16 protein-coding genes are annotated in these 17,030 nt (G+C 52.4%); 11 read left to right on the top strand and 5 right to left on the bottom strand.

What is annotated here, in order from left to right:
• Positions 1-147: 147 nt before the first annotated feature.
• The 3 genes from coaBC (at position 148) to slmA (ending at position 2,507) form a co-directional block, all read left to right on the top strand.
• Positions 148-1,368, top strand: coding sequence for a bifunctional phosphopantothenoylcysteine decarboxylase/phosphopantothenate--cysteine ligase CoaBC (gene coaBC / locus AABJ99_RS00435; protein WP_039021760.1), 1,221 nt, complete (start codon positions 148-150; stop codon positions 1,366-1,368).
• A complete protein-coding gene (dut, locus tag AABJ99_RS00430) occupies positions 1,346-1,804 on the top strand; it encodes a dUTP diphosphatase (protein WP_000976064.1) in 459 nt (152 codons plus the stop codon). Before coaBC ends, dut begins: the two co-directional genes overlap by 23 nt.
• Before the next feature lie 106 nt (positions 1,805-1,910).
• Positions 1,911-2,507: a nucleoid occlusion factor SlmA gene (gene slmA / locus AABJ99_RS00425; RefSeq protein WP_000818601.1), complete on the top strand. Its 597-nt coding sequence runs from the start codon at positions 1,911-1,913 to the stop codon at positions 2,505-2,507.
• 36 nt (positions 2,508-2,543) lie between these two features.
• Here slmA and pyrE read toward each other — a convergent pair whose 3' ends face one another.
• On the bottom strand, positions 2,544-3,185 hold the full coding sequence (gene pyrE, locus AABJ99_RS00420; protein WP_000806154.1) for an orotate phosphoribosyltransferase: 642 nt from the start codon (positions 3,183-3,185) through the stop codon (positions 2,544-2,546).
• Positions 3,186-3,250: 65 nt separating this feature from the next.
• Positions 3,251-3,967 (bottom strand): ribonuclease PH, encoded by a 717-nt coding sequence (gene rph, locus AABJ99_RS00415; protein WP_001247087.1) that lies wholly within the window; start codon positions 3,965-3,967, stop codon positions 3,251-3,253.
• Positions 3,968-4,093: 126 nt separating this feature from the next.
• Between rph and yicC the strand changes: the two genes are divergently transcribed.
• The 3 genes from yicC (at position 4,094) to yicG (ending at position 6,910) form a co-directional block, all read left to right on the top strand.
• Complete coding sequence (gene yicC, locus AABJ99_RS00410; RefSeq protein ID WP_032185479.1) at positions 4,094-4,957, top strand: YicC/YloC family endoribonuclease; 864 nt, start codon at positions 4,094-4,096, stop codon at positions 4,955-4,957.
• A gap of 220 nt (positions 4,958-5,177) precedes the next feature.
• A complete protein-coding gene (gene dinD / locus AABJ99_RS00405) occupies positions 5,178-6,002 on the top strand; it encodes a DNA damage-inducible protein D (protein WP_039021759.1) in 825 nt (274 codons plus the stop codon).
• Between the two features lie 290 nt (positions 6,003-6,292).
• Positions 6,293-6,910, top strand: a complete 618-nt coding sequence (gene yicG / locus AABJ99_RS00400) for a trimeric intracellular cation channel family protein (RefSeq protein ID WP_001350423.1) — start codon at positions 6,293-6,295, stop codon at positions 6,908-6,910.
• Here the strand turns inward: yicG and ligB are convergent.
• Positions 6,907-8,589 carry an NAD-dependent DNA ligase LigB gene (gene ligB, locus AABJ99_RS00395; protein WP_039021758.1) on the bottom strand — a complete coding sequence of 561 codons (1,683 nt, stop codon included), beginning with the start codon at positions 8,587-8,589 and terminating at the stop codon, positions 6,907-6,909. The two genes, yicG and ligB, sit on opposite strands and share 4 nt — an antisense overlap.
• A 257-nt stretch (positions 8,590-8,846) precedes the next feature.
• On the opposite strand from ligB, the gene gmk reads away from it, so the two are divergent.
• The 5 genes from gmk to recG are packed head-to-tail and all read left to right on the top strand — an operon-like array spanning position 8,847 to position 14,710.
• The gene (gene gmk / locus AABJ99_RS00390) at positions 8,847-9,470 is read left to right on the top strand and encodes a guanylate kinase (protein ID WP_001295237.1); all 624 of its coding nucleotides are present in this window, start codon (positions 8,847-8,849) and stop codon (positions 9,468-9,470) included.
• A gap of 54 nt (positions 9,471-9,524) precedes the next feature.
• Positions 9,525-9,800, top strand: a complete 276-nt coding sequence (gene rpoZ, locus AABJ99_RS00385) for a DNA-directed RNA polymerase subunit omega (protein ID WP_000135058.1) — start codon at positions 9,525-9,527, stop codon at positions 9,798-9,800.
• A gap of 18 nt (positions 9,801-9,818) precedes the next feature.
• On the top strand, positions 9,819-11,927 hold the full coding sequence (spoT, locus tag AABJ99_RS00380; RefSeq protein ID WP_032185484.1) for a bifunctional GTP diphosphokinase/guanosine-3',5'-bis pyrophosphate 3'-pyrophosphohydrolase: 2,109 nt from the start codon (positions 9,819-9,821) through the stop codon (positions 11,925-11,927).
• Positions 11,928-11,933: 6 nt separating this feature from the next.
• Positions 11,934-12,623, top strand: a complete 690-nt coding sequence (gene trmH, locus AABJ99_RS00375; RefSeq protein ID WP_001070187.1) for a tRNA (guanosine(18)-2'-O)-methyltransferase TrmH — start codon at positions 11,934-11,936, stop codon at positions 12,621-12,623.
• Between the two features lie 5 nt (positions 12,624-12,628).
• Positions 12,629-14,710 carry an ATP-dependent DNA helicase RecG gene (gene recG, locus AABJ99_RS00370; protein ID WP_338387471.1) on the top strand — a complete coding sequence of 694 codons (2,082 nt, stop codon included), beginning with the start codon at positions 12,629-12,631 and terminating at the stop codon, positions 14,708-14,710.
• Here recG and AABJ99_RS00365 read toward each other — a convergent pair.
• Both AABJ99_RS00365 and gltS read right to left on the bottom strand, forming a co-directional pair.
• Positions 14,695-15,561 carry a hypothetical protein gene (locus tag AABJ99_RS00365; RefSeq protein WP_039021756.1) on the bottom strand — a complete coding sequence of 289 codons (867 nt, stop codon included), beginning with the start codon at positions 15,559-15,561 and terminating at the stop codon, positions 14,695-14,697. The two genes, recG and AABJ99_RS00365, sit on opposite strands and share 16 nt — an antisense overlap.
• 2 nt (positions 15,562-15,563) lie before the next feature.
• Positions 15,564-16,769: a sodium/glutamate symporter gene (gltS, locus tag AABJ99_RS00360; RefSeq protein ID WP_000468836.1), complete on the bottom strand. Its 1,206-nt coding sequence runs from the start codon at positions 16,767-16,769 to the stop codon at positions 15,564-15,566.
• Between the last annotated feature and the right edge of the window lie 261 nt (positions 16,770-17,030).

The raw sequence follows: 17,030 nt of genomic DNA, 5'->3' as shown, positions 1-17,030 counted from the left end.
ATCCTGTCATAGCCGTTCCGTTAAATCGACGGCCAGTTTTCAATCCTGGAAAGCGCCTCGCAAAGTGATTCTCAGGTGAAGGCACGACAACAAAAGTATTGTGATAAAATCGCCAACTTCTGGTGTCACCCAACAGGAAAAATCATCATGAGCCTGGCCGGTAAAAAAATCGTTCTCGGCGTTAGCGGCGGCATTGCTGCCTATAAAACCCCTGAACTGGTGCGTCGTTTGCGCGAGCGCGGGGCCGACGTCCGCGTAGCCATGACCGAAGCGGCAAAAGCCTTTATTACCCCACTTAGCTTGCAGGCAGTTTCGGGGTATCCCGTTTCCGACAGTCTGCTTGACCCGGCAGCCGAAGCCGCTATGGGCCATATTGAGCTGGGTAAATGGGCTGATTTAGTGATTCTCGCCCCTGCCACGGCAGATTTGATTGCCCGTGTTGCTGCCGGAATGGCGAATGACCTGGTATCGACGATTTGCCTGGCTACACCTGCGCCTGTAGCCGTGCTCCCCGCCATGAACCAGCAGATGTACCGTGCCGCTGCCACGCAGCATAATTTAGAGGTGCTTGCCTCGCGTGGTTTGCTCATCTGGGGGCCAGACAGCGGCAGTCAGGCTTGTGGTGATATCGGCCCAGGGCGAATGCTCGATCCGTTAACCATTGTTGATATGGCGGTAGCGCATTTTTCGCCCGTCAACGACCTGAAACATCTGAACATTATGATTACCGCCGGCCCGACGCGTGAACCGCTCGATCCGGTGCGTTATATCTCTAATCACAGCTCAGGCAAGATGGGTTTTGCTATCGCCGCCGCCGCTGCCCGTCGTGGCGCGAACGTCACGCTGGTATCAGGTCCGGTTTCGCTACCGACGCCACCGTTTGTTAAACGTGTTGATGTAATGACTGCGCTGGAAATGGAAGCCGCCGTAAATGCTTCTGTACAGCAGCAAAATATTTTTATCGGTTGCGCCGCCGTGGCCGATTATCGCGCCGCTACAGTGGCCCCTGAAAAAATCAAAAAGCAGGCCACGCAGGGTGATGAATTAACAATAAAAATGGTTAAAAACCCCGATATCGTCGCTGGTGTTGCCGCACTAAAAGACCATCGACCCTACGTCGTTGGATTTGCCGCCGAAACAAATAATGTGGAAGAATACGCCCGGCAAAAACGTATCCGTAAAAACCTTGATCTGATCTGTGCGAACGATGTTTCCCAGCCAACTCAAGGATTTAACAGCGACAGCAACGCATTACACCTTTTCTGGCAGGACGGAGATAAAGTTTTACCGCTTGAGCGCAAAGAGCTCCTTGGCCAATTATTACTCGACGAGATCGTGACCCGTTATGATGAAAAAAATCGACGTTAAGATTCTGGACCCGCGCGTTGGGAAGGAATTTCCACTCCCGACTTACGCCACCTCTGGCTCTGCCGGACTTGACCTGCGTGCCTGTCTCGACGACGCCGTAGAACTGGCACCGGGTGCCACTACTCTGGTTCCGACCGGGCTGGCGATTCATATTGCCGATCCTTCACTGGCGGCAATGATGCTGCCGCGTTCCGGATTGGGACACAAGCACGGTATCGTGCTCGGTAACCTGGTAGGATTAATCGATTCTGACTATCAGGGCCAGTTGATGATCTCTGTGTGGAACCGTGGTCAGGACAGCTTCACCATTCAACCTGGCGAACGTATCGCCCAAATGATTTTTGTTCCGGTAGTACAGGCCGAATTTAATCTGGTGGAAGATTTCGACGCCACCGACCGCGGTGAAGGCGGCTTTGGTCACTCTGGTCGTCAGTAACACATACGCATCCGAATAACGTCATAACATAGCCGCAAACATTTCGTTTGCGGTCATAGCGTGGGTGCCGCCTGGCAAGTGCTTATTTTCAGGGGTATTTTGTAACATGGCAGAAAAACAAACTGCGAAAAGGAACCGTCGCGAGGAAATACTTCAGTCTCTGGCGCTGATGCTGGAATCCAGCGATGGAAGCCAACGTATCACGACGGCAAAACTGGCCGCCTCTGTCGGCGTTTCCGAAGCGGCACTGTATCGCCACTTCCCCAGTAAGACCCGCATGTTCGATAGCCTGATTGAGTTTATCGAAGATAGCCTGATTACTCGCATCAATCTGATTCTGAAAGATGAGAAAGACACCACAGCGCGCCTGCGTCTGATTGTGTTGCTGCTTCTCGGTTTTGGTGAGCGTAATCCTGGCCTGACCCGCATCCTCACTGGTCATGCACTAATGTTTGAACAGGATCGCCTGCAAGGGCGCATCAACCAGCTATTCGAGCGTATTGAAGCGCAGTTGCGTCAGGTATTGCGTGAAAAGAGAATGCGTGAGGGTGAAGGTTACACCACCGATGAAACACTGCTGGCAAGCCAGATCCTGGCCTTCTGTGAAGGTATGCTGTCACGCTTTGTCCGCAGCGAGTTTAAATACCGCCCGACGGATGACTTTGACGCCCGCTGGCCGCTAATTGCCGCGCAGTTGCAGTAATATGACGCCGGATGACTTTTCATCCGGCGAGTTTCTTTAAACGCCAAACTCTTCGCGATAGGCCTTAACCGCCGCCAGATGTTCCGCCATTTCTGGCTTCTCTTCCAGATAAGCAATCAAGTCTTTCAGGGTGATGATAGAGATCACTTTGCAGTTGTAATCACGTTCAACTTCCTGAATTGCCGAAATCTCGCCGCGACCACGCTCCTGACGATCGAGCGAAATCAATACGCCAGCAAGCGTCGCGCCATTGGCCTGAATAATTTCCATCGACTCGCGAATCGCCGTTCCGGCGGTGATCACATCATCCACCAGCATTACGCGTCCTTGTAACGCGCTACCGACCAGATTGCCGCCTTCACCGTGGTCTTTTGCTTCTTTGCGGTTAAAGCAGTACGGCAGATCCAGGTCATGATGCTCCGCCAGCGCCACAGCGGTAGTGGTGGCAATTGGGATCCCTTTGTAAGCAGGGCCAAACAGCAGATCGAACTCAATGCCGGAATCCACTAACGCTTCAGCGTAAAAACGGCCTAACAGTGCCAGATCGCGCCCGGTATTAAACAGCCCGGCGTTGAAGAAATAGGGGCTTTTGCGCCCGGACTTCAGCGTAAACTCGCCAAACTTTAATACCTGCTTGCCAAGCGCAAATTCAATAAACTGGCGCTGATATGGTTTCATGCCTTCGCTCCTCATCTTACTTTTCTACAGACAAAAAAAAGGCGACTCATCAGTCGCCTTAAAAATCAGTTTGCCAGCGCCGCCTTCTGCGTCGCTACAATGGATTCGATTCCCCCTCTGGCCAGCGCCAACAAGGTGAGTAGCTCTTCATGGGTAAACGGCTCGCCTTCTGCCGTTCCCTGAACTTCAATGATGCGCCCGTCTTCGGTCATCACCACGTTCATGTCCGTTTCAGCGGCAGAGTCTTCAACGTATTCCAGATCGCAAACCGCTTCGCCGTTCACAATCCCGACAGAAACCGCGGCTACCATCCCTTTCATCGGGTTGGTTTTCAGCTTGCCATTTTCAACCAGTTTATTCAGGGCATCGGCTAGTGCAACACAAGCACCGGTGATAGAAGCAGTGCGGGTGCCGCCATCGGCCTGAAGTACGTCGCAGTCCAGCGTAATAGTAAACTCACCGAGGGCTTTCAAATCTACTGCGGCGCGCAATGCACGAGCGATTAGACGCTGGATTTCCATCGTGCGGCCGCCCTGCTTACCCTTCGCCGCTTCACGGGCATTACGGGTATGAGTAGAGCGCGGCAGCATACCGTATTCTGCGGTGATCCAGCCCTGGCCCTGACCTTTCAGGAAGCGCGGCACGCCTTCTTCAATAGAGGCGGTACACAACACTTTGGTATCGCCAAATTCGACCAGCACCGAGCCTTCTGCATGTTTTGTATAGTTACGAGTCAGGGTAACGGGACGCACCTGATTATTGCTACGGCCTGCTGGACGCATATTGAAATCTCCGGCTTGAAACAAATGTGGCTGCGCATTATACGGACTTCCGGCGGTTATTCCTATCCTGACAAGGCATCGATGGCTATAATCCTTCCACCTCTCCTTTTATAAACAGGAACGTCTATGATCCGCAGTATGACCGCCTACGCCCGGCGTGAAATCAAGGGTGAATGGGGGAGCGCAACCTGGGAAATGCGCTCGGTAAACCAGCGTTATCTGGAAACTTACTTTCGTCTGCCGGAGCAGTTCCGTAGCCTTGAACCTGTCGTTCGCGAGCGTATTCGTTCTCGCCTGACGCGTGGTAAAGTGGAATGTACCCTGCGCTATGAGCCAGATGTCAGCGCACAAGGTGAGCTGATCCTCAACGAAAAACTGGCTAAACAGCTGGTAACTGCCGCGAACTGGGTAAAAATGCAGAGTGACGAAGGGGAAATCAACCCGGTTGATATTCTCCGTTGGCCAGGCGTGATGGCAGCCCAGGAGCAGGATCTCGACGCGATTGCTGCTGAAATTCTCGCGGCGCTGGATGGTACGCTGGATGACTTTATCGTCGCGCGCGAAACCGAAGGTCAGGCGCTGAAAGCATTGATCGAGCAGCGTCTGGAAGGCGTTACCGCCGAAGTGATCAAAGTCCGCGCCCATATGCCGGAAATCCTGCAATGGCAGCGTGAGCGTCTGGTCGCTAAGCTGGAAGATGCTCAGGTTCAGTTGGAGAACAACCGTCTGGAGCAGGAGTTGGTTCTGCTGGCACAACGAATTGACGTTGCCGAAGAGTTGGACCGCCTCGAAGCGCATGTTAAAGAGACCTACAACATTCTGAAGAAAAAAGAAGCCGTTGGTCGTCGTCTGGACTTTATGATGCAGGAGTTCAACCGCGAGTCAAACACCCTGGCCTCGAAGTCTATCAATGCCGAAGTGACAAACTCTGCCATCGAGCTGAAAGTGTTGATTGAGCAGATGCGCGAGCAGATTCAGAACATTGAATAACTCGTAACGCCAATTCTTACTTTTCAGCCTTCACAAATGCCGCCCACTCAAACAGAGCGGCATTTTTCTTCCCCGCAACTTCAATTCTGTTTTGCGTGCCTGCTCCAGATTTTGCGATGTTTTTTTGCCCAGCACACTGAGAACGTGAGATACTCACAACTGTATATAAATACAGTTACAGATTTACTTTCTTTGCAATCGATATCACATGGAGTGGGCAATGAACGAACATCATCAACCTTTTGAAGAAATACGGCATTATGGCACTGAAGGGCAAGAATTTTGGTCAGCGAGAGAATTGGCACCGTTACTGGATTATCGGGACTGGCGCAATTTTCAAAAGGTACTGGCCCGCGCGACTCAAGCGTGCGAAGCCAGCAATCAAGCTGCATCTGACCATTTCGTTGAAACCACCAAAATGGTTGTATTAGGTTCAGGGGCTCAACGAGAACTTGAAGATGTTCATCTCTCCCGCTATGCCTGTTACCTGGTAGTACAAAACGGCGACCCTGCGAAACCGGTTATTGCGGCAGGGCAAACTTATTTTGCTATCCAGACCCGACGGCAGGAGCTGGCTGACGATGAAGCTTTCAGGCAACTTCGTGAAGACGAAAAGCGTCTTTTTCTGAGAAATGAGTTGAAAGAACATAACAAACAATTAGTTGAGGCAGCGCAGCAAGCTGGGGTAGCGACAGCTATCGATTTCGCCATATTTCAGAATCATGGTTACCGGGGACTGTATGGTGGATTAGATCAGAAAGCCATCCATCAGCGGAAGGGGCTGAAAAAGAGTCAGAAGATCCTGGATCATATGGGTTCAACAGAACTGGCGGCTAATCTCTTTCGAGCTACCCAAACAGAAGAAAAACTCAAGCGGGATGGCGTGAATTCAAAACAGCAAGCTAACACCACACACTTTGACGTGGGTCGCAAGGTGAGGCAAACCATTCATGAACTTGGCGGAACCATGCCTGAGGAGTTGCCGACCCCGCAGGTTAGCATCAAGCAGTTGGAAAACAGTGTAAAAATTACAGAGAAAAAATAGCAGAAACTAAAAACTCTTTTTGTTGATTGAGACACCCGATGCGTAAGCCAAGGTCCAGGTGCAGTGAACACAATGGCTAACATTGCACCTTTCTTTTCCACCCCTCAGTTTTAACCTACTTTTTCTTATGCATTTTCTCAGACAAGAAGTCAGAAGAATGCATCTACGCTACAGAAAACAACGATTTCACATAACTAAAAATTATCAATTTCCTCTCACCTTAAAAAATCTCAATCGTGACAATGCGCACAAATCGCTACCCTGCCAGACAGATTTTTAGGGAGAGAACCATGCTGTTACACATTTTGTATTTGGTTGGCATTACTGCCGAAGCCATGACGGGGGCGCTGGCGGCCGGACGACGGCGCATGGATACATTTGGCGTAATTATTATTGCGACCGCCACGGCAATTGGCGGAGGGTCCGTGCGCGATATTCTGCTGGGCCATTATCCGCTCGGCTGGGTCAAACACCCGGAATATGTGATTATCGTCGCTACTGCTGCGGTGTTAACCACTATCTTTGCTCCCGTGATGCCTTACTTACGCAAAGTCTTTCTGGTGCTCGATGCGCTCGGGCTGGTGGTCTTTTCTATCATTGGCGCACAGGTTGCACTGGATATGGGACACGGCCCGATCATTGCCGTTGTCGCAGCTGTGACGACCGGCGTATTTGGCGGCGTTTTGCGCGATATGTTCTGTAAACGCATCCCACTGGTATTCCAGAAAGAGTTGTATGCCGGTGTCTCATTTGCCTCCGCCGTGCTGTACATCGCGCTGCAACACTATGTTTCTAACCATGATGTGGTGATTATCTCCACCCTGGTATTCGGCTTTTTTGCCCGTTTACTGGCGCTACGTCTTAAGCTGGGATTACCGGTCTTTTACTACAGCCACGAAGGTCACTAAGGTTCAAAACCTGTGATCTGCTGGGCAGCCAGCCAACTGCCCAGCTTCTTGATTTGCGCATTTTCCTTCCATTCAATAACCTGTCTGGCGCGCCCCGATCCAGTCCCCGGCAACTGCTGCCAGAACTGTTCTGTGCTAAATAAAAGTTGCGACCAGGACCGTTCATCACTGGCGTTAAGCGCCGCCCGGGTTAGTGGTATTCCCATTGCCATCACCCAGCGAGTAAAAGGCTGCTTACGAGCCAGATTAAACTGATGCCATAACTGTGTACTTTTACTTTTCGCGATCCCCGGCGTGTTCTGTAATTGCTCTGGCGTTAATAAAAGCCAGGAAAAGATATGCTCAAAGCGATGAGTCTGATGCAGCGCGCGCCAGCCAGCCTCACCAATGCCATCCAGCCCCAGAACCTGTTTTGACCCCAGCCAGACTAAGCGTGAAATGAACTGTTCCCGACAAACATCAGAAGCAAAGTAGCAGGTCAACGAGTTAAAGCGGTTTTCTGGTGGTGTCGGTTTTGTGCGTTCTGTACCGCGCCAGACCACATTATCAATGCGAGGAATACCCTGCCCGGCAAGGCTGACGAAGATCTGATCACCAGGCGCAATATCCCACTCCTGCCAGCGTCTGACGGAACCAACATTCACCCGCTGAACTTTTTTATCATCCAACATGACAGGCACAAGTGACGCAACCACCGAGATTTTACCGCTCTTGCCCACCGCAAACTGAATCGCCTTCACTTCGGCAACCTGAGCTACAGGTTGATATTTCCAGGCCACCAGCCACTCTGCCTGGCCCGGCAGCCAATGGCGAGATTCGGGTTCCTTAGCCGCTCGTACAACCACGCCATCGGTGACGAAGGGTAATTTCGCTTTCCACCACTCATTGCGTATGCGCTCAACCTCATCAGCATTGTTAACCGCACGGGTATACGTCTGCGTTAGAGTAAAACCTGCGGTAGTCAGCTGCTGTAAACGATCGGTCATTAACTGCGTTCCATCCGGCCATGCCCAGACAAAAACGCCCAGTGAATTCAGCGTGTCGCTATTCCCCTGGCGCATCAGGAGACCAGCAACTTTTGAGCGGGCATTTATTCCCCCCATTTGTTGTTGGATATGCCCCTCGCGCTTGAGAAATATTTCCCCCTGAAGTGTACTATTGACTAAAGGCCCGCTAACGGTTTGCGGCACAGAGGGAATTAAGCTAACTTTCTGCGTCCAGTCCTCCCCTTTCAGGCCATTGCCGCGACTGATTGCTTTGTTCAGTTTCCCGTCCCGATAAACCAGGGTTACCGCAACGCCATCGACTTTCGGCTGCACCCAAAGATCGTTGTGTTCACGCATCCAAAGACGTAGTGCATTTTTATCCGCTAATTTACGCACGCCTGTATGCGCAACTGGATGCATAACTGTGCCTACCAAAGGTGGCATCATCGCGTCGCGGGGCTCGTTCCCAAAACAGCGTTGCCACTGCGTGAGACGGGCGCTTAACTGATCGTAAACACCGTCTTCAATTTCACTTTCCCCTTCCTTCCAGTAGTCATCGTCCCACTGTTTTATTTGCTGTTGCAGGCGGGAAATTTCTTCCTGTGCTCTGGCTGGCGACCAGGCCGGACAGACCGCCCACGCCGATGATTGCCAGCACAAGATACTTATTAATATCGCCATCCATACTTTCATCATCACCTCCGCTGTAGATAGTCAGGCAGATATACAACGTGATGAAAGCAAAGCCGAGTGGCAAAAACGGAGTCTGCGAGGACGCTTCCTGAGAATCGTCTTTATTGCAGTGAATCACAGGCAAATGCGGAAGCAGCTACGCAAAACGCAACAACTTTGCGCAAAAAGTGTGAGCAAGGGCTACGTCACATGGCCGCGCCGTGTATAATAAGCTCGTATGTAGGCTTTATTTCGCTAATCACATACGAAAGATACTCATGGCTCAAGGCACGCTTTATATTGTTTCTGCCCCCAGTGGCGCGGGTAAATCCAGCCTGATTCAGGCTTTATTAAAAACCCAACCGTTGTATGACACCCAGGTTTCTGTTTCACACACCACGCGCCAACCGCGTCCTGGTGAAGTTCACGGTGAACATTATTTCTTTGTTAATCATGATGAATTTAAAGAAATGATTAGCAGAGATGCGTTCCTCGAACACGCAGAAGTTTTTGGTAATTACTATGGCACTTCGCGTGAGGCCATTGAGCAAGTACTGGCGACCGGTGTCGATGTTTTTCTCGATATCGACTGGCAGGGCGCGCAGCAAATTCGCCAGAAGATGCCGCACGCGCGGAGTATCTTTATTTTACCGCCGTCCAAAATTGAACTGGACCGCCGTCTACGCGGTCGCGGTCAGGACAGCGAAGAGGTCATTGCAAAGCGTATGGCGCAAGCTGTTGCAGAAATGAGCCATTACGCCGAATATGATTACCTGATTGTGAATGATGACTTCGATACCGCGTTGACCGATTTGAAGACCATTATTCGCGCCGAACGTCTGCGCATGAGCCGCCAAAAGCAGCGTCATGACGCTTTAATCAGCAAATTGTTGGCAGACTGAACCTGATTTCAGTATCATGCCCAGTCATTTCTTCACCTGTGGAGCTTTTTAAGTATGGCACGCGTAACTGTTCAGGACGCTGTAGAGAAAATTGGTAACCGTTTTGACCTGGTACTGGTCGCCGCGCGTCGCGCTCGTCAGATGCAGGTAGGCGGAAAGGATCCGCTGGTACCGGAAGAAAACGATAAAACCACAGTAATCGCGCTGCGCGAAATCGAAGAAGGTCTGATCAACAACCAGATCCTCGACGTTCGCGAACGCCAGGAACAGCAAGAGCAGGAAGCCGCTGAATTACAAGCCGTTACCGCTATTGCTGAAGGTCGTCGTTAATCACAAAGCGGGTCGCCCTTGTATCTGTTTGAAAGCCTGAATCAACTGATTCAAACCTACCTGCCGGAAGACCAAATCAAGCGTCTGCGGCAGGCGTATCTCGTTGCACGTGATGCTCACGAGGGGCAAACACGTTCAAGCGGTGAACCCTATATCACGCACCCGGTAGCGGTTGCCTGCATTCTGGCCGAGATGAAACTCGACTATGAAACGCTAATGGCGGCGCTGCTGCATGACGTGATTGAAGATACACCCGCCACCTACCAGGACATGGAACAGCTTTTTGGTAAAAGCGTCGCCGAGCTGGTAGAGGGGGTGTCGAAACTTGATAAACTCAAGTTCCGCGATAAGAAAGAGGCGCAGGCCGAAAACTTTCGCAAGATGATTATGGCGATGGTGCAGGATATCCGCGTCATTCTCATCAAACTTGCCGACCGTACCCACAACATGCGCACGCTGGGCTCACTTCGCCCGGACAAACGTCGCCGCATCGCCCGTGAAACCCTCGAAATTTACAGCCCGCTGGCACACCGTTTAGGTATCCACCACATTAAAACCGAACTCGAAGAGCTGGGTTTTGAGGCGCTGTATCCCAACCGTTACCGCGTAATCAAAGAAGTGGTGAAAGCCGCACGCGGCAACCGTAAAGAGATGATCCAAAAAATCCTCTCGGAAATCGAAGGGCGTTTGCAGGAAGCGGGAATACCGTGCCGCGTCAGTGGTCGCGAGAAGCATCTTTATTCGATCTACTGCAAAATGGTGCTCAAAGAGCAGCGTTTTCACTCGATCATGGACATCTACGCCTTCCGCGTGATCGTCAATGATTCCGACACCTGTTATCGCGTGCTCGGCCAGATGCACAGCCTGTATAAGCCGCGTCCAGGTCGCGTGAAAGACTACATCGCCATTCCAAAAGCGAACGGCTATCAGTCTTTGCACACCTCGATGATTGGCCCGCACGGCGTGCCGGTTGAAGTCCAGATCCGTACCGAAGATATGGATCAGATGGCGGAGATGGGTGTTGCCGCGCACTGGGCTTATAAAGAGCACGGCGAAACCAGCACGACTGCACAAATCCGCGCCCAGCGCTGGATGCAAAGCCTGCTGGAGCTGCAACAGAGTGCCGGTAGTTCGTTTGAATTTATCGAGAGCGTTAAATCCGATCTCTTCCCGGATGAGATTTACGTTTTCACACCGGAAGGGCGCATTGTAGAGCTGCCTGCCGGTGCAACGCCCGTCGACTTCGCTTATGCGGTGCATACCGATATCGGTCATGCCTGCGTGGGCGCTCGCGTCGACCGTCAGCCTTACCCGCTGTCGCAGCCGCTCTCCAGTGGCCAAACCGTTGAAATTATTACCGCACCGGGCGCTCGCCCGAATGCCGCATGGCTGAACTTTGTCGTTAGCTCGAAAGCGCGCGCCAAAATTCGTCAGTTGCTGAAAAACCTCAAGCGTGATGATTCTGTAAGCCTGGGCCGTCGTCTGCTCAATCATGCGTTGGGTGGCAGCCGTAAGCTCAATGAAATCCCGCCGGAAAATATTCAGCGCGAGCTGGACCGCATGAAGCTGGCAACGCTTGACGATCTGCTGGCTGAAATCGGCCTTGGTAACGCAATGAGCGTGGTGGTCGCGAAAAATCTGCAACATGGGGACGCCTCCATTCCGCCGGCGACTCAAAGCCACGGGCATCTGCCGATTAAAGGTGCTGATGGCGTGTTGATCACCTTTGCGAAATGCTGCCGCCCCATTCCTGGCGACCCGATTATCGCCCACGTCAGCCCCGGTAAAGGTCTGGTGATCCACCATGAATCCTGCCGTAACATCCGTGGCTACCAGAAAGAGCCAGAGAAATTTATGGCTGTGGAATGGGATAAAGAGACGGCACAGGAGTTCATCACCGAAATCAAGGTGGAGATGTTCAATCATCAGGGCGCGCTGGCAAACCTGACGGCGGCAATTAACACCACGACCTCGAATATTCAAAGTTTGAATACAGAAGAAAAAGATGGTCGCGTCTACAGCGCCTTTATTCGTCTGACCGCCCGTGACCGTGTGCATCTGGCGAATATCATGCGCAAAATCCGCGTGATGCCAGACGTGATTAAAGTCACCCGAAACCGAAATTAATGTTTTATGAACCCAACACGTTATGCACGCATCTGCGAAATGCTCGCCAGGCGGCAGCCTGATCTGACCGTCTGCATGGAGCAGGTCCACAAACCACATAACGTTTCTGCGATTATTCGTACCGCAGATGCTGTTGGCGTACATGAAGTTCATGCCGTCTGGCCTGGCAGCCGGATGCGCACCATGGCTTCGGCTGCGGCTGGCAGCAACAGTTGGGTACAGGTAAAAACGCACCGTACCATTGGCGATGCCGTCGCCCATCTGAAAGGCCAGGGCATGCAGATTCTGGCTACACATCTTTCTGATAACGCTGTCGATTTCCGCGAAATTGATTACACCCGCCCGACCTGTATTTTGATGGGTCAGGAGAAAACGGGCATCACTCAGGAAGCGTTAGCCCTGGCGGATCGGGACATCATTATACCGATGATCGGTATGGTGCAGTCGCTGAATGTTTCCGTTGCCTCAGCCCTCATTCTTTACGAAGCCCAGCGCCAGCGGCAAAATGCAGGCATGTACCTGCGTGAAAACAGCATGTTGCCGGAAGCGGAGCAACAACGGCTGTTGTTTGAAGGCGGCTATCCGGTGCTGGCGAAAGTCGCAAAACGCAAAGGCCTGCCTTACCCCCACGTTAATCAGCAAGGCGAAATTGAAGCCGATGCTGACTGGTGGGCTACTATGCAGGCTGCAGGGTAAGTGCCATGAAAGGTCGCCTGTTAGATGCTGTCCCGCTCAGTTCCCTAACGGGCATTGGTGCAGCGCTTAGTAACAAGCTGGCGAAAATCAACCTGCATACCGTGCAGGATTTACTCTTACACCTTCCTCTGCGCTACGAAGATCGCACCCATCTCTACCCCATCGGTGAACTACTGCCGGGCGTTTATGCCACGGTGGAAGGCGAAGTGCTGAATTGCAATATCTCCTTCGGCGGTCGGCGGATGATGACCTGCCAGATCAGCGACGGTTCCGGCATTCTCACCATGCGCTTTTTCAACTTCAACGCGGCAATGAAAAATAGCCTGGCGACTGGCCGCCGCGTGCTGGCCTATGGCGAAGCAAAGCGCGGTAAATATGGTGCGGAGATGATCCACCCGGAATACCGCGTGCAGGGCGATCTCAGTATGCCAGAGTTGCAGGAAACGCTAACGCCGGTTTACCCAACTACGGAAGGCGTAAAGCAGGCCACGCTGCGTAAATTAACCGACCAGGCGCTGGATCTGCTCGACACCTGCGCCATTGAAGAACTCCTGCCGCCGGAACTGTCACAAGGAATGATGACGCTACCGGAAGCGTTGCGCACTTTGCACCGCCCGCCGCCGACGCTACAGCTTAGCGATCTCGAAACCGGGCAGCATCCGGCACAACGCCGGCTGATTCTGGAAGAGTTGCTGGCGCACAACCTCAGCATGTTAGCCTTACGTGCCGGAGCACAGCGTTTTCATGCCCAGCCGCTGAGCGCCAATGACGCGCTGAAAAATAAACTCCTCGCAGCCTTACCGTTCAAGCCAACGGGCGCACAGGCACGCGTGGTGGCGGAGATCGAGCGCGATATGGCGCTGGATGTGCCGATGATGCGCCTGGTGCAGGGCGATGTAGGTTCCGGTAAAACGCTGGTCGCCGCCCTCGCCGCGTTGCGTGCGATTGCGCACGGCAAACAGGTGGCATTGATGGCACCAACCGAATTACTCGCCGAGCAGCACGCCAATAACTTCCGTAACTGGTTTGCTCCGCTCGGTATCGAAGTGGGCTGGCTCGCCGGTAAACAGAAAGGTAAAGCACGACTGGCACAGCAGGAAGCCATCGCCAGCGGTCAAGTGCAGATGATTGTTGGTACGCACGCCATCTTCCAGGAACAGGTGCAGTTTAATGGTCTGGCGCTGGTGATCATCGACGAACAGCACCGTTTTGGTGTGCATCAGCGTCTGGCGTTATGGGAGAAAGGCCAGCAGCAGGGTTTCCATCCGCATCAGTTGATCATGACCGCCACGCCGATCCCCCGCACGCTGGCAATGACTGCATATGCCGATCTCGATACCTCGGTCATTGATGAGTTACCGCCAGGTCGTACGCCTGTGACGACGGTGGCTATCCCGGATACCCGCCGCAACGACATTATCGACCGCGTGCGCCACGCCTGCATGACTGAAGGTCGTCAGGCGTACTGGGTTTGTACGTTGATTGAAGAGTCAGAGTTACTGGAAGCGCAGGCAGCAGAAGCCACGTGGGAAGAGCTGAAACTGGCCTTACCGGAACTGAATGTCGGTCTGGTACACGGACGGATGAAACCAGCCGAGAAGCAGGCCGTCATGGCATCATTTAAACAAGGCGAGTTACACCTGCTGGTTGCCACGACCGTTATTGAAGTCGGCGTTGATGTGCCTAACGCCAGCCTGATGATTATCGAAAACCCTGAGCGTCTGGGTCTGGCGCAGTTACACCAGCTGCGCGGGCGTGTAGGTCGTGGCGCGGTGGCTTCTCACTGCGTGTTGCTCTACAAAACACCGCTTTCTAAAACGGCGCAAATTCGCCTGCAAGTGCTGCGCGACAGCAACGATGGTTTTATGATTGCACAGAAAGATCTGGAGATTCGCGGCCCTGGCGAATTGTTAGGCACGCGTCAGACGGGTAATGCTGAATTTAAAGTGGCGGATTTGCTGCGCGATCAGGCGATGATCCCGGAAGTTCAGCGCCTGGCACGCCATATTCACGAACGTTACCCACAGCAGGCAAAAGCCCTGATAGAACGCTGGATGCCAGAAACGGAACGTTACTCCAACGCATGACCAGACTCATCACAAGACAAGTCACGCAGTAAATCTTCAATCTGGATAGTGATGATATCCACTGCCTCATACGCATCCTGCGCAATTCGCGCCGCCATTGCGCCTTCCGGTTCACCACGCAGAATTTCAGCCGCTGCCTGTACGCCAGCCACAATCATTTCAGGTGTTAACATTTGGCGAAGAAAAGCGCGATTCTCAGAGGACCAGCCATCTTTATGACCTAATGGATGCCCCCAGCCTAACCATTCTTGCGACCATAACGGATTGGCTTCTATGGGATAAATTAGATGCGCGGCATACTGAATAGCACACACCGCTTTTCCCGGCGTATCCAGCACCCACCAGCGTGACCAGAGAGAATGAATTAACGGCGCGGCCCCGCCCAGAGTATTGAATACCGCCAGCCAGCAAAGAACATTATTGAAACCACGCTCGTTATCCATACGCTGCAACGCGGTTTCCAGTAAAAATTGCCGTACCTGCTGGCGTTGGGAAGTATTCATCATCTCCTGCCAGAGATAGGGCCGACGCAATGCCTTCATTAAGGATTCTTCGAAGTGATCACCATAACCGCCAGCTAAAACGGTTTCATGCCATTGCACCAGGCATAGCGGAAACAGATAGCGAAACAGCTCTGGTTGCATCGGTTCGTTATAAACGAGATTGAGTACATAGTAAGCACTCAAATCCCATTCGCCTATCTGTTGCCACTCTTTAGCCGCCAGCGCCTTGAGTTCGGTATCTGCGTAATCAAATTCCGTTTCCCATACACAGAGCACTGGCGGCTCATCACCAAAAATATGGCGACAGTGTTCACGTAGCGTTTCCGGTTCCTTCCGACGCTTTTTCATTTTTAGCCCGCAAAAATCGGCAACATTAAATACAGCTTAATCACCAGCGCGTTAACGATATCAATAAAGAACGCACCGACCATCGGCACTACCAGGAACGCCATGTGCGACGGGCCAAAACGTTCAGTGATCGCCTGCATGTTGGCGATTGCCGTTGGCGTTGCACCGAGGCCAAAACCACAATGACCCGCAGCCAGCACCGCCGCATCGTAGTTTTTGCCCATCATGCGCCAGGTAACGAAGATGGCATACAACGCCATGAAGATGGTCTGTACCACCAGAATCGCCAGCATCGGCAGCGCCAGCGAAGCCAGCTCCCATAGTTTCAGCCCCATCAGCGCCATCGCCAGGAACAACGACAGGCTTACGTTACCAAGCACGGATACCGCACGCTCAAAGACGCGGTAAAAGCCCATCATTGACAGACCGTTGCTCAGAATCACGCCAACAAACAGTACACAGACGAAGGTCGGCAGTTCAAAAGCAGTGCCAGCCAAAAGTTGCGCAACAATTTTCCCCACCGTCAGGCAGATAGCAATCAGCGCGATAGTTTCAATCAGCACCAGCGAGGTGATCATGCGGCCCACATCCGGCTTTTCGAACGCCGTCGGGACTTCCTGGTCATCCGGAATACCGTTCGGCGTGGTGGAGTGTTTCACCAGATAGCGCGCTACCGGACCGCCAATCAAGCCGCCCAGCACCAAACCGAACGTTGCACAGGCCATTGCCACTTCCGTCGCATTGGTGAAGCCATAACGTTCAATGAACAATTTACTCCAGGCAGCACCCGTACCGTGACCGCCCGAAAGCGTAATAGAACCAGCCAGCAGCCCCATCAGTGGATCAAGCCCTAACAGGCTAGCCATACCAATGCCAATGGCATTTTGCATCACCAATAGGCCAACAACCACAATCAGGAAAATACCAACCACACGCCCACCAGCGCGCAGACTGGCAATGTTGGCGTTCAGGCCAATGGTGGCGAAGAAAGCCAGCATTAACGGATCGCGCAGGGACATATCAAAGTTGACTTCCCAGCCCATGCTTTTTTTCAGTACCAGTAGCGCCAGCGCCACCAACAAACCACCCGCAACAGGTTCCGGTATGGTGTATTTCTTCAAAAAGGAGACGGAATGGACCAACTTACGCCCGAGCAGCAACGTCAGCGTTGCGGCAACAAGCGTTGCTAAAGTATCGAGATGAAACATAGTTACTCCTTTGTATCCGCATCACTCTTTCATACTCGTCATACTTCATCGCGCAGTGGCACCTTCATGAAATATGACGGGTATCGAGTCATGCTTTCCTGGGTCAAATTCTCAGCTGTTAATGAACAAATGGCATGGATTTTAAGCAGAAAAATACCAAAAGTTATATAAAAAAGTGCATTTATCTCATTTAAATATTTAGCAGAGGCCGTGGCAAACGTTTGCTTTTCTCTTTCGGTCAGCTAAAATGCCCGCTTTGCT

This window comes from Escherichia coli, from assembly GCF_036503815.1.
GTDB classification, from domain to species: domain Bacteria; phylum Pseudomonadota; class Gammaproteobacteria; order Enterobacterales; family Enterobacteriaceae; genus Escherichia; species Escherichia coli_F.
Note: the sequence above shows the minus strand (reverse complement) of the source record. Positions and strands in the feature narration are given on the sequence as shown.

Bases quoted from the DNA above. Each gene is read 5' to 3' on its own strand.
- ligB (WP_039021758.1), bottom strand. From the start codon at position 8,589: ATGAAAGTATGGATGGCGATATTAATAAGTATCTTGTGCTGGCAATCA.
- gltS (WP_000468836.1), bottom strand. From the start codon at position 16,769: ATGTTTCATCTCGATACTTTAGCAACGCTTGTTGCCGCAACGCTGACG.
- AABJ99_RS00365 (WP_039021756.1), bottom strand. From the start codon at position 15,561: ATGAAAAAGCGTCGGAAGGAACCGGAAACGCTACGTGAACACTGTCGC.
- yicG (WP_001350423.1), top strand. From the start codon at position 6,293: ATGCTGTTACACATTTTGTATTTGGTTGGCATTACTGCCGAAGCCATG.
- dinD (WP_039021759.1), top strand. From the start codon at position 5,178: ATGAACGAACATCATCAACCTTTTGAAGAAATACGGCATTATGGCACT.
- yicC (WP_032185479.1), top strand. From the start codon at position 4,094: ATGATCCGCAGTATGACCGCCTACGCCCGGCGTGAAATCAAGGGTGAA.
- rpoZ (WP_000135058.1), top strand. From the start codon at position 9,525: ATGGCACGCGTAACTGTTCAGGACGCTGTAGAGAAAATTGGTAACCGT.
- recG (WP_338387471.1), top strand. From the start codon at position 12,629: ATGAAAGGTCGCCTGTTAGATGCTGTCCCGCTCAGTTCCCTAACGGGC.
- trmH (WP_001070187.1), top strand. From the start codon at position 11,934: ATGAACCCAACACGTTATGCACGCATCTGCGAAATGCTCGCCAGGCGG.
- coaBC (WP_039021760.1), top strand. From the start codon at position 148: ATGAGCCTGGCCGGTAAAAAAATCGTTCTCGGCGTTAGCGGCGGCATT.
- pyrE (WP_000806154.1), bottom strand. From the start codon at position 3,185: ATGAAACCATATCAGCGCCAGTTTATTGAATTTGCGCTTGGCAAGCAG.
- slmA (WP_000818601.1), top strand. From the start codon at position 1,911: ATGGCAGAAAAACAAACTGCGAAAAGGAACCGTCGCGAGGAAATACTT.
- rph (WP_001247087.1), bottom strand. From the start codon at position 3,967: ATGCGTCCAGCAGGCCGTAGCAATAATCAGGTGCGTCCCGTTACCCTG.
- dut (WP_000976064.1), top strand. From the start codon at position 1,346: ATGATGAAAAAAATCGACGTTAAGATTCTGGACCCGCGCGTTGGGAAG.
- gmk (WP_001295237.1), top strand. From the start codon at position 8,847: ATGGCTCAAGGCACGCTTTATATTGTTTCTGCCCCCAGTGGCGCGGGT.